Origin of the sequence: Enterobacter cloacae complex sp. P43RS, assembly GCF_014930585.1 — a bacterium.
GTDB lineage: Bacteria > Pseudomonadota > Gammaproteobacteria > Enterobacterales > Enterobacteriaceae > Enterobacter > Enterobacter bugandensis.
Map to the genome: position 1 here is coordinate 111388 of NZ_JADBRJ010000010.1, position 12885 is coordinate 124272.

General features: G+C 41.2%; 12 protein-coding genes and 1 pseudogene. All 13 read left to right on the top strand.

All coding sequences use genetic code 11. The features are described 5' to 3' along the window. The first annotated feature begins 80 nt into the window (after nucleotides 1-80). Complete coding sequence (gene galF, locus IM294_RS18475) at nucleotides 81-977, top strand: GalU regulator GalF (protein ID WP_041909139.1); 897 nt, start codon at nucleotides 81-83, stop codon at nucleotides 975-977. Between the two features lie 352 nt (nucleotides 978-1329). Further along, nucleotides 1330-2412 (top strand): dTDP-glucose 4,6-dehydratase, encoded by a 1083-nt coding sequence (rfbB, locus tag IM294_RS18480; protein WP_126818244.1) that lies wholly within the window; start codon nucleotides 1330-1332, stop codon nucleotides 2410-2412. Nucleotides 2413-2463: 51 nt separating this feature from the next. Continuing rightward, the gene (locus tag IM294_RS18485; RefSeq protein WP_047367926.1) at nucleotides 2464-3408 is read left to right on the top strand and encodes an NAD-dependent epimerase/dehydratase family protein; all 945 of its coding nucleotides are present in this window, start codon (nucleotides 2464-2466) and stop codon (nucleotides 3406-3408) included. Then, nucleotides 3408-4442, top strand: coding sequence for a glycosyltransferase family 4 protein (locus IM294_RS18490; RefSeq protein WP_047367925.1), 1035 nt, complete (start codon nucleotides 3408-3410; stop codon nucleotides 4440-4442). Before IM294_RS18485 ends, IM294_RS18490 begins: the two co-directional genes overlap by 1 nt. Next, nucleotides 4443-5003, top strand: a complete 561-nt coding sequence (locus tag IM294_RS18495) for a sugar O-acyltransferase (RefSeq protein WP_072058741.1) — start codon at nucleotides 4443-4445, stop codon at nucleotides 5001-5003. A gap of 38 nt (nucleotides 5004-5041) precedes the next feature. After that, entirely contained in the window at nucleotides 5042-6928 is a 1887-nt protein-coding gene (locus IM294_RS18500) for a nucleoside-diphosphate sugar epimerase/dehydratase (protein ID WP_047367924.1), read from the top strand. 81 nt (nucleotides 6929-7009) lie between these two features. Next, nucleotides 7010-7549: a dTDP-4-dehydrorhamnose 3,5-epimerase gene (rfbC, locus tag IM294_RS18505; RefSeq protein ID WP_028013780.1), complete on the top strand. Its 540-nt coding sequence runs from the start codon at nucleotides 7010-7012 to the stop codon at nucleotides 7547-7549. Then, nucleotides 7546-8364 carry an NAD(P)-dependent oxidoreductase gene (locus IM294_RS18510; protein WP_047367923.1) on the top strand — a complete coding sequence of 273 codons (819 nt, stop codon included), beginning with the start codon at nucleotides 7546-7548 and terminating at the stop codon, nucleotides 8362-8364. The genes rfbC and IM294_RS18510 overlap by 4 nt, the downstream gene beginning before the upstream one ends. After that, on the top strand, nucleotides 8357-9616 hold the full coding sequence (gene wzx / locus IM294_RS18515; RefSeq protein WP_047367922.1) for an O45 family O-antigen flippase: 1260 nt from the start codon (nucleotides 8357-8359) through the stop codon (nucleotides 9614-9616). The genes IM294_RS18510 and wzx overlap by 8 nt, the downstream gene beginning before the upstream one ends. After that, complete coding sequence (locus IM294_RS18520) at nucleotides 9603-10577, top strand: glycosyltransferase family 2 protein (protein WP_185860353.1); 975 nt, start codon at nucleotides 9603-9605, stop codon at nucleotides 10575-10577. Before wzx ends, IM294_RS18520 begins: the two co-directional genes overlap by 14 nt. A gap of 1 nt (nucleotide 10578) precedes the next feature. Further along, nucleotides 10579-11727 (top strand): O-antigen polymerase, encoded by a 1149-nt coding sequence (locus tag IM294_RS18525; protein ID WP_193360377.1) that lies wholly within the window; start codon nucleotides 10579-10581, stop codon nucleotides 11725-11727. Then, on the top strand, nucleotides 11720-12256 hold the full coding sequence (locus IM294_RS18530; RefSeq protein ID WP_047367920.1) for a serine O-acetyltransferase: 537 nt from the start codon (nucleotides 11720-11722) through the stop codon (nucleotides 12254-12256). The genes IM294_RS18525 and IM294_RS18530 overlap by 8 nt, the downstream gene beginning before the upstream one ends. Nucleotide 12257: 1 nt before the next feature. Continuing rightward, nucleotides 12258-12885: pseudogene (locus IM294_RS18535) on the top strand (hypothetical protein); the annotation flags it as partial.

The following is a 12885-nucleotide window of genomic DNA, read 5'->3' on the forward strand; positions in this document are numbered from 1 at the left end:
CAGAGGATTACGGCAAATCATGCTGGCGAAAACAGGTTTAAGAGCTATAATTCGTCAACCATTTTAAGGTGGAAGAAATAATGATTAATTTGAAAGCAGTCATTCCGGTAGCAGGCCTGGGCATGCATATGCTGCCCGCCACTAAAGCCATCCCTAAAGAGATGCTGCCGATCGTCGACAAACCGATGATTCAATATATCGTCGACGAGATTGTTGCTGCAGGGATCAAAGAAATCGTCCTGGTTACCCATTCGTCCAAGAATGCGGTTGAGAACCACTTCGACACCTCTTACGAACTCGAAGCGCTGCTTGAGCAGCGCGTCAAACGCCAGCTGCTGGCAGAAGTGCAGTCTATCTGTCCGCCAGGCGTAACCATTATGAACGTGCGTCAGGCACAGCCGCTGGGTCTGGGTCACTCGATTTTGTGTGCCCGTCCGGTAGTGGGTGATAACCCATTCATCGTTGTTCTTCCGGACATCATCATCGATACCGCTTCAGCCGATCCGCTGCGTTACAACCTGGCGGCAATGGTGGCTCGTTTCAATGAAACCGGCCGTAGCCAGGTGCTGGCGAAACGCATGAAGGGCGATCTTTCCGAGTACTCCGTTATCCAGACAAAAGAAGCGCTGGAGACGGAAGGGCAGGTGAGCCGCATCGTTGAGTTCATCGAAAAACCCGATCAGCCGCAGACGCTGGATTCGGATCTGATGGCGGTTGGCCGTTATGTCCTGAATGCCGATATCTGGGCGGAGCTGGAAAAAACTGAGCCAGGCGCCTGGGATCGTATCCAGTTGACCGATGCAATTGCAGCACTGGCGAAAAAACAGTCCGTTGACGCAATGCTGATGACAGGTGACAGCTACGACTGCGGTAAGAAGCTGGGATACATGCAGGCGTTTGTGAACTATGGGCTGCGCAACCTGAAGGAAGGGGCGAAGTTCAGAAGCCGGATTGAGAAGCTGTTGGCTAACGACTGATATTCATTCCGCGTCCATAACAAACGGCAGTTATCATTTTTGGTGTTGAGACATAACCAAAATGATAACTGCCGTTTTTTGTTATTAATTTTAATGATTACATAGGGTTATCTGATTCAAATCTCAGCAGCTTTGTAGCGATTTGTGCTTGTTTCTCTGGTCGTTTAGGACGACAATTAACGCCAGTTTTTGTCTGTAACCAGACAAGCAAAATCATTAATCAAACATCGCTCAGTGCACTGGTAGCTGTTAAGCCAGGGGCGGTAGCGTGCTCAATTTCTGAAACCGTTATTAAACACTCAGGTTTCAGAACCCCAGTATCCAGACATATACACTAGACGGAACAGATAACGTGAAAATTCTTGTGACGGGCGGGGCTGGTTTTATCGGCTCAGCGGTTGTGCGACATATTATTAAAAATACACAGGACGATGTCGTCAATGTAGATAAGCTCACCTATGCCGGAAATCTGGAGTCGCTAACAGAAGTTAGTGATAGCAACCGATATGCCTTTGAGCATGCCGATATTTGCGACAAAGACGCCATGGTTCGGATCTTTGCAAAACATAAGCCTGATGCGGTAATGCATCTGGCTGCTGAAAGCCACGTTGACCGTTCTATTACGGGCCCGGCAGCGTTTATCGAAACCAATATCGTCGGCACTTATGTGCTTCTGGAAGCCGCCCGTGCGTACTGGTCCACGCTTGATGAGCAGGCGAAGAAAGCGTTTCGTTTCCATCACATCTCTACCGACGAAGTGTATGGAGATTTGCCGCATCCTGATGAGCATCCTGCATCAACTGAGCTGCCACTCTTTACTGAAACTACCGCGTATGCGCCCAGCAGTCCGTATTCAGCGTCAAAAGCCTCCAGCGATCATCTCGTTCGTGCCTGGATGCGTACCTACGGTTTCCCGACCATCGTCACCAACTGTTCAAATAACTATGGCCCTTACCATTTCCCGGAAAAACTGATTCCGCTGGTTATCCTGAATGCATTGGACGGCAAAGCGCTGCCTATTTACGGCAAGGGCGATCAAATCCGCGACTGGCTCTATGTTGAAGACCATGCGCGTGCACTCTATACCGTGGTCACCCAAGGGAAACCGGGGGAGACGTACAACATTGGTGGACATAACGAAAAGCAAAACCTGGATGTGGTGCATACGATTTGCGATCTGCTGGATGAGATTGTGCCTAAAGAGGGGTCGTATCGCGATCAGATTACCTATGTTGCTGACCGTCCGGGCCATGACCGCCGCTATGCGATTGATGCTGAGAAAATTGGACTTGAGCTTGGCTGGAAGCCTGCGGAAACATTTGAAAGTGGGATTCGTAAAACAGTTGAATGGTATTTGGCAAACACGACATGGGTAGAAAACGTTAAAAGCGGGAATTATAAGACCTGGATTGTACAAAATTATCAAAATCGTTAAGGGCTGTCCGCCTCGATATTTATATGGTTAATTAGCTGATAGGGGACGACAATGAAAATTTTAGTGACTGGGGGAACTGGATTTCTCGGTACTGCTTTAGTCAAAACGTTAAGATCAGCAGGTCACCAGGTAATTTTCACTACGCGTCGAGAAGAAAATATTGAACAGGGAATGTATAATCTTGGCGATATTTCGGCTCAAACGAATTGGACTACGCTTTTACAAGGTTGTGATACTGTCATTCATACCGCAGGAAGAGCTCATATCCTTAAAGATGATGCTGAAGATGCGCTGACAGAATTTCGTCGTGTCAACCATGATGCGACAATGAAATTAGCTAATGACGCTGCAAACTGTGGCGTAAAACATTTCATCTTCGTCAGTTCAATTGGAGTAAATGGTAATTCCACATCGGGAATCCCTTTCAGTGAATCGACACCTGCCAGACCAACGTCAGATTATGCTATTTCCAAGCTGGAAGCCGAGGAAAGCCTTCTCAAGGCATTTTCAGGTAGTAATATGGCAATAACAATCGTTCGTCCGGCTTTAATCTGTGGTCCAAATGCTCCGGGTAATATTCAACGCTTATTAAAGTTAGTGTCTAAAAACCTGCCTCTGCCTTTTAAGTCAGTAAAAAATAAGCGCGCCCTTGTTTCACTGGACAATGTTGTGAGCTTTATAAGCGAATGTACAACAAATGAAAAGTCAAAAAATGAACTTTATCTTTTGGCTGACCAGGAGCATCCTTCAACTGAAGAAATGATTACGGCATTTTCTACCGGGATGGGCATGACAGCGCGGATTGTTTATTTCCCTCGGGCATTACTTAAAATTTTTCTTTCAGCAATGAGGAAAAAAAGTATATATGACCAACTGTATGGCGATCTGGAAGTCGACTCAACGAAATCAAGGGAACAGCTTCAATGGACTCCACCCGTTACGTTGCAGGAAACGATGGTAAAAACAGCGAAGAATTTTATTGAAGGTAAAAAATAATGTTGTATCTGGGGATTGTCGTTTTTGCATTCTTTATCTCATGCGCGATGACCTGGGGTTTAAGGTTGTACGCCATCAAGAATAATGTGATTGATCAGCCAAACCAAAGAAGCTCACATAGTGTGCCGACGCCGCGCGGTGGAGGGGTTGCTATAGTATTAACATTATTAGCTGCATTACTATGGTTGGTACTGACAAAACATATCTCTTATGAGACATTTTTAGGCTTCTTCGTGCCGGGCTTATTGATTGCGGTTATCGGTTTTCTCGATGATCATGGACACATTGCTGCGCGCTGGCGTTTGCTGATGCATTTCTTAGCAGCAGCAATAGGTCTCTATTTCTTAGGAACGTTTCCGGATATTGATATATTTGGCTATGTCGTATCTTTGTCATGGTTTGGAATAATCATAGGAAGCGTCTATCTTGTGTGGATGTTGAATCTATATAACTTTATGGATGGCATTAATGGTCTTGCAAGCTCTCAAGCCATTACTTTTTCTCTGTGCAGTGTCGTTATAATAACGCTTAGCCAAAACGCTGGTTCTCCTGATGCGATGACGATGATTGCACTGGCTCTCGCTGGGGCTGCCGCAGGATTCATTGTGTGGAACTTCCCTGTGGCAAGGATCTTCATGGGGGATGCTGGAAGTGGTTTTTTAGGTATTACTATTGGCCTGATGATTCTTTATTTTGCAAAGCTAGATTCACATGTCTTGTTCGCTGAACTTTGTCTGCTTGGCATTTTTATTGTGGATGCAACTACTACCTTGCTTAGAAGATTACTGGCTGGTAAAAAAGTTTATGAAGCACATGCAAGCCATTGCTATCAAATTCTTGCCCGCAAATATAAGAGCCATGTTCCGGTAACATTGGCGGCGATTGCAATAAATATTGTGTGGTTGTTCCCAATTGCATACTTAATCGTTTCTGCAAAAATTGATGGAATTGTTGGCATCATCATCGCGTGGCTACCATTGATATTTATCGCTTTCAAATGTGGGGCTGGAGTCAAAGACAAAGAGAATGCATAAATGAATGATCTGATCATTATAGGAGCTGGAGGGCATGGACGTACGCTGTACGAAACTGCTAGACTTTTGGGATATGAAAAGATTGTATTCCTCGATGATAATGAATCGTGCTTAAATACTTCAGAGATTCATGTTATTGGGAAAACATCAGATCTTAATCTCTATGCGGACACTGCCAAACATATTGCTATAGGCATTGGCAATAATAAGCTAAGAGAAGTATTCCACCATCAGCTTCAAAGTTTAAGTATTACTCCTACAACGCTGGTACACCCCTTTGCATTTGTGAGTCCGTCCGCTACCTTGGGGAGCGGGAGCGTAGTTTTAGCCGGTGCAGTTATTGGCGCAAACTCAACCTTAGGGGCAGGTACGATAGTTAATAGTCATTCGACGGTGGATCATGATTCGACTCTTGGTGATTTTGCCCACTTAGGGGTTGGCGTGCATCTTGCCGGTGGTGCGAATATTGGGAGATCGGCTTTTCTGCAAGCGGGAACAGTGGGTGGATATAGTGCAACAGTGGATGAGCATGCCATATGCCCTCCCGGTACTATTTTATAAATTAATAGCAAGCTTTAACGAGGCGACTAGTTTTTAGTATGCTAACTTATTTAATTTCTTTGCCAAGACCAATAAAACGGATTATTACACTCTCCATTGATGTTGTTTTGTTAACGTGTGCATTTTGGTTTGCATTTTGGGTTCGTATTGATTCTATGACACCGTTAACTAGCGTATCCCACTGGTTACTGCTCACATCAATAATAGTAATTACTCTTGCCATCTTTGTAAAACTTGGACTTTATAGAGCTGTAATACGTTACATAACCGCGAAAATACTGCTTGTTGTTTCTCTTGGAATGCTAATTTCGTCGTTACTCCTGATTATTGCCGCTTTTTACACAAACCTCTATCTTCCAAGAACCATCCCCTTTATTTATTTCTCGTTCGGGGTATTGCTTGTGGCGGGCTCGCGCCTTGGAATGAGAATGCTAGTTAATCGTGGCTTAAAATTGGGAACCCGCGTCATCATATATGGGGCCGGAGCTTCAGGACGACAGTTACTTCCCGCGTTGAGTCAGATGGATGAATACTATCCCGTTGCGTTTGTTGACGACAATCGCTCATTACAGGGGCAGGTTATCCATGGTGTAAGTGTGTTTTCGCCAGAAAAAATGGCATGGCTAATCGAGAAGTATGAGGCTAAGAAAATTCTGCTGGCGATGCCAAGTGCCAGCCGTGCGAGAAAAAATGAGGTGATTTCTACCCTCGAAGGACTACCTTGTGAGGTGCTTTCGATTCCGGGAATGGTTGACTTGGTTGAAGGAAAAGCGAGAATCGATGCTTTACGTAAAGTAGTAATTACCGATCTGTTAGGTCGCGACCCTGTTTCACCGATCCCTGAATTAGTCTCAAAGAATATTCTTGATAAAACGGTCATGGTCACTGGCGCAGGAGGGTCTATTGGTTCTGAACTATGCCGACAAATAATCAAAAATAAACCTTCACAACTAATTCTTTTCGAGTTATCAGAATACTCACTTTATTCTATCGATTCTGAGCTAAGAAATTTAATTCTGACACAATCCTTGAATACTAAGATTTACCCAATTTTAGGTAACGTTCAGGATATGGAACATCTTGAAAGGCTAATCAAGGCATTTAACGTTGAGACTATATACCATGCGGCAGCCTATAAGCATGTTCCGCTAGTTGAATTCAATGTTATTGACGGTGTCCGTAACAATATCTTTGGAACTTTGTGCTGCGCTCAAGCTGCCGAAAATTGTGGCGTCGAAAGTTTTGTTCTTATCTCTACAGATAAAGCTGTGCGGCCAACAAACACAATGGGTGCAACAAAGCGTATGGCGGAGCTGATTCTGCAGGCCCTGGCATCAGAATCGAGTAAAACCTGCTTCAGCATGGTCCGGTTCGGGAATGTGTTAGGTTCGTCCGGTTCGGTTGTCCCCCTATTTGAAAAACAAATCGCTGCTGGTGGTCCGGTAACATTAACGCACCCTGATATCACCCGTTATTTCATGACCATTCCTGAAGCAGCGCAGCTTGTGATCCAGGCTGGAGCAATGGGTAGTGGGGGAGATGTTTTTGTGCTGGATATGGGCGACCCGGTTAAAATTATTGATCTCGCCCACCGCATGATTGCCTTGCAGGGACTTTCCGTCCGTGATGATAAAAATCCTTATGGTGATATTGCTATCAAAACGACGGGACTGCGGCCTGGTGAGAAGCTTTATGAAGAGCTTTTAATAGGCGATAACGTCTCTATAACACAACATCCACGAATTAAAACGGCTAATGAAGTCATGCTTCCGTGGAGTGAAATGAAAAATATTCTTGCAGAATTGGATATCTCATGTCGCAACTTTGATTATGAACGGGTGCGCAAAATATTGCTAAATGCACCTACTGCATTTAATCCTACTGATGACATCTGTGACTTACTCTGGAAAGAAAACAACAGTTAAGTATTTTAAGTCAGTACCAAAATCTGAAATTAACTCACAAAGTAGATGGGAAAGAGATTCTTTCCCACCGAAGGATTTATAATGAACGTAATTCAAACACCTTTAAAAGATTGTGTGATCATTGAGCCTAAGGTTTTTGGTGATTCTCGCGGTTTTTTTCTTGAAGCCTGGCATAAAGAAAAATATGAAGATGCAGGAATTAAAGGTACTTTTGTACAGGATAATCGCTCACGTTCGAGTCGAAATGTTCTACGTGGACTGCATTTCCAGAAAACGAAGCCTCAGGGTAAATTAGTTAGCGTAATCAGCGGTGAAGTTTATGATGTTGCAGTGGATCTTCGCCAAGATTCTGATACGTTTGGCCAATATGTTGGTGTACTTCTTTCAGGCGAGAAGAATAACCAGTTGTACGTTCCTCCTGGGTTTGCCCATGGATTCTGCGTATTAAGCGATTATGCCGATTTCCACTATAAGTGTACTGATTTTTACGATCCAAAGGATGAAGGTGGGATTATCTGGAATGATCCGGATATTGCCATTGACTGGCCGATAACATCACCACTCCTCTCTGAAAAAGACATCAAATTAATTACACTCGCTGAGTATAAGAAAACGTTATGAAAGCACATTATACAGTGATCGGTGGACGTGGTTTCATTGGTAGTGAAATCGTGGAAAACCTTCTGGCTAAGGGGGAAAAAGTTGAAGTCCCGCCACGCGATGATGAGACTCTTTTTGATAGAGATCTGGGCATTGTCATCTATGCTGCTGGCAATGGTGATTGTGCAAACACACCATTTGATGTATATAAATCAAACACCGAGTTGCTGGCATCAATTTTGGAACGCGCTGAGTTCTCGAAATTAATCTATATTTCATCAACGCGCGTATATATGGAACAAGATAGCGCGTCGGAAAATGATAATCTTACGGTATGCAGCAGCGATAACCGAAGACTTTTTAACCTTACTAAACTGGTAAGTGAAGAGTTATGCCTTAAAAGCAGCCGAGATACGATTATTGTCAGACCTAGTAACGTTTACGGTTTGGCGTTAAAAAGTAAGTTATTCCTGCCAAGCATAATAAGAAATGCAATTTCGAATAAACATATTGATATGTATGTTGCGCCTGCATATGCAAAAGATTATGTTTCAGTTACGGATGTTGCAGAAATGATTTACCTCATCAGCCGTAAGAATGAACATCAGATCTATAACATTGCTTCTGGTGTAAATACCAAAGCATCTGATATTGCAGATTTAATTGCAAGTAAAACTGGCTGTACGATCAAATGGCATGAAGGTTTCAAAGGTGAGTATTTCCCTCCTACGGATAATACCAGAACTATAAATGAGTTCGGCCATGTCTATAAAAATGTATTGTCTGATATAGAAATAATGATCGATAACTTTAAAAAGAATATGACAGATGTCTAATTTTTTCTTATCAGCCATTAAAAAAAATGTGGCGGATGAAGATAAAAGAAAAGTCTTTGTGAACTTTTTTTATCTTAGCCTCGAGAGAATCACTCAACTCGTTATCATTATTATTATTAACAGATTATTGATAAATCATTATAATTTTGGTGATTTCAGTAGCTGGCAATATTCTCTCGTTATTCTGGCTATATTCATGACAGGCACATGGATCTGTGGGGCTGAGGTGGTTATTCCTAAATTGCTGGATGCACCATCAAAAATAAACTCCACTATGAGCAACGTGATTTTATTGCGTCTAGCGGCAGGAGTTTTCGTTGCATTGTGCATGGTGGCATGGGGAATCTTTGCTGCCAGTGGACTGTCCAGACAGTTCATTATTGGTTTGGCCATATCTGTTGCATTACGAGAAACTTTTATTGTAGGTTTAACATGGTACCAAAGCCAGGCTCGTCTCAAGTTACCTTGCCTCGTGCTGATGTTCGCTGCAATAATTAAACTCATTGTCATTTATATTGGTGTAAGGAATCAATTGCCAATAAATTATCTTTGGGTGGCATGGGTTATAGAATCACTTTTACCTTGTGGCTTTATCTTTTATACTTTCAGAAAAGCTACAGGATTTAAATTCGTGAAGGTTGATTCTGAGATTTTTTCGTATTTTAAGATTGGTGTCGCCGTATGGTTTTGTTTGATTATGCAGCAGGTCACCATGAAATTTGATCGAGTATATCTCGAAGGAAAAATTTCTGGAGAAACGTATTCGAACTATGCAGCAGCACTTCAGTTAGTCGATAACTGGTATGCAATATGTATTCTGTTTGTTCAGGCAATCGCACCAATTTTTATATTTAAATTTATTGATATTACAACAATAAAAAGAAAATTGCCGTTCTGTATTTTCGCTACGCTTTCAGTAACCTGTGCTGGCGCACTGTTTACAACAATTCTTGCCGACATGATTATTCACGTCCTTTATGGTGCAAAACTCGTTTACGCATATAGTTATTTAAAAACATTTGTCTGGTTAACACCAATATTAGCTATAGATCAGTTGCTCAGTATGGTTCTAATTAGAATGAAGCAGTTAAAAAAATTAGCTATTAAGTGGTTGATAGCCTTCTGCCTGGTAGTGGCTATTGTTCCTGCCATTTTCCATTATATGGGGGTGAGTAACATCGTCATCGGTTTAGCAGTAGTCTACGCCTTTAATATAATTTATTCTACGAGGTGCATTAGTGCAGTACAATGATAAGATTTCAATAGTGGTCCCTGCTTACTGTGAACCATCGAAAGTTAAGCGCTTCATGGATGCTATACTGAATATTAATTATCCAAACAACCTTGTCGAATTAATCCTTATTGACGATTGTAGCCCAATTTCACTTGCAGAAATCGCAGGCTCGTATGCGGAAGCGTTTAAAGATAAGATAAATTTTTTATTCCACAGGAACCAAATAAATTCTGGCAGGGCAATTTCCCGTAACGTGGGTATTTCTCTCGCGACAAATTCGTTGATAATGTTTATTGATATCGACAATCTGCTTGAACCTAACGCATTAAAAAAGATCGTTTCGTTTTTCCATGATAAGAGCTATACAGCAGCCAGAATTAACATACGAATCGATCCCGCCAGACTCAACACCAGCAATTACCTCCGCTATTTTGACAGTCGTTATTTGGGGGCGCGTAACATGCCTGAAGGAATTATAAGCACTCGTTTCTTCGCAAGTGACGGCATTATCCTGACGCGTGATATAATTGACACAATTGGCGGTTTTGATGAAACTTTCTATCATTACGGCTGTGAAGATGAGGAACTTGGCATCCGAGTTTCAAAAGCAAAGTATGACTTTTATTTTTTACCCGATGCAAGAGCAGAAGACAGTGATACCCCAACTTTGCGCAGAGCTTCGGAAAGAATGGTTGTATATGCGTCAAAATCTTTCCCTGTTTTGAAAGGAAAACATCCGGAATGCGTGAAGGACAGTCTCTTTTCATCTTACGAAGTGATGTTGGAAGATACAAAACTCCTTAGTAAACTACTCATAAAGGCTATACATATTCTTCCAATAACAACGACACGAAAAATTCTGCTCTGCTTGTGTGATAAATTAGATTCAAAAACGATTAAAATACCCGATTTTGTATATAAAGTCGTATTGGCACTTTCATATATTGAAGGTGGAAGACTTCGACAGCTGAGGATGTAGAATGAGTATTTTTTTATTGTCCCCAGGGTTTGTATATGCTTCAATTTGGTTGTTTACAATTTTCTTATATTCGCTTGGATTGACGACTAATATTAGCCCTGTCTCAAGTGAGATGATGGTGTTTTTGTCAATCAATGTTGTTCTGGGGTTGATTTTTTCACTTCCATTTATCACTCCTGGCAGTATTAATCATGTTCGTCTTAAAGATATTATGCCATCTTGGCGGGCGACTAAAATATGGCTCATCATTTGGTGCTTTGCAATAATACCTGATGTGGTTGTTGCTGGTGGGATCCCAATGATTATGCAATTTAGGGGCGGCTATAACTATACCGAGTTCGGCATACCAACATATCATGGGATAGTTAATATGCTATTCCTTTTTGTTTTTCCGTCACTATATTATCATTTTCTTTTATCAAAACGGAAAAGTATACTTCTGGTAATTCTGTTAATGAGCATCTGGGAAATGCTGGTCTTCAGACGTGGTATTCTGATGTCTGGTCTCGTAGAAATATTCTTTTTATTCTTTATTTATAAAAAATTCACGAAAAAGATGTTTGTTTATACTGTATTGTCAGTTGTGACAATAGTTCTACTTTTTGGAGCAGTAGGAGATATCAGGGGCGCAGAAAATCCGTATCAATATTTGTTGTCACCACAAGGCCAATTTTTGTCGAGTCTGCCTTCAGGATTTACATGGTTTTATGTCTATGTTACTGCGGGTCTTGCAAATCTCGCCTATAACTTTGCGGATATAGTGCCGGTATACGATTTTACAAGCTTCCAGGATCTTTTCCCCAGTGTTATCCGAAATCTCATTTATAGTGATTTAGGATTCCATGATACCATGGCATTAGTAGATGATAATGCCAACGTTTCAACAATGTTTGAAAAGCTAATGCCCGATCTTGGCATCGCGGGCTCCCTAATTGTGGTTACATGCTTACTTCTGCTTTTCAGTATTGCCTACAAGAATTTGCTAAAGTCATATCGTTTTAGTTTATTTCCTTATGCGATTGCAATGCAGTGCGCAATATTTAGTGGCTTTTATAATTTATTTTTTATTCAGACATATTTCTTACTTTTTATTGTAACTCTTGTTCTTGTGAGAATTAAAATATTTACAGGGAGTCATCCTAATGTTTGAGTTAGTTAAGGAAGATGTACGGAGATATTACAAACTGAGTGGGCGTAATAAATCAAAAGTTTCTCTTTTAGGTATAATTTCAGCTTTTATCGGAATGAAAATGACTCCAGTTATTTTATACCGCATGAGTCATTTTTGCTATAAGAAAAGAATCCCTGTTTTAGGAAAGATTTTTTCGCTAATAAATTTTATTGTTTTTGGGGTTGAAATTGCGTCAAACTGCGAAATAGGTGGTGGTTTATTTATACCACACTCGCAGGGTATTGTTATTGGCGCATCTAAAATTGGTGTTAACGCAACAATATACCAGCAAGTTACGCTGGGTGCGAAAAATATCGATATTCCATTCAATCACGCTAATCGCCCTGTTTTAGGTGATAATGTAGTAATTGCATCTGGGGCTAAGGTTCTTGGTGGTATTCGAATTGGTGACAATGTTATTGTCGCGGCTAACGCTGTTGTAATGCATTCCTGTGATGACAATGTGCTACTTGTAGGCATTCCGGCCATTGTGAAGAAGAGTATTTAAAATGAAAGTGCTGTTTTTATGTCCTCGCTTTTTTAATTATGAAACCGAAATATCTGATGGATTAAGGCGAGCCGGTGCCACCGTTGATTATTTCGATGAAAAGCCATTTAATAACGTCTTTTTTAAAATTTTACTTAGGCTCTGGAAAGATAATAATTTCCTTAAACGCATTTCAGACGCGTATTTTGAGAGGATATTGCTTCAAACAAGAGATGATTACGACTATGTTATAGTGCTTAAAGGTGAGTCTCTCGATAGAAAAAATCTACTTAAATTCAAAAATAAATATAAGAGTGCTCAATTCATTTACTACGCGTGGGATTCTATTAAAAATTACCCTCATATTCAGGAGTATCTAAACTTATTTGACCGAGTGTTTACCTTTGATGATAATGATGCTCGAGAATATGATTTTATGGATCATTTGCCATTGTTTTATTCCCCTGATTTTGTAAGCACAGCGACAAGAAAAACAGCAAAGAACGTTAAGCCAAGTATTGCATTCCTCGGTACCGTACATAGTGACAGATACAAGCTATTAGGGGAAATTTATGAGAAATATAAAAATGAATATGATTTAAGGTTTGTGCTTTATTTTCCTTCTATTGTTGTATTGGCTGGTTTTATTC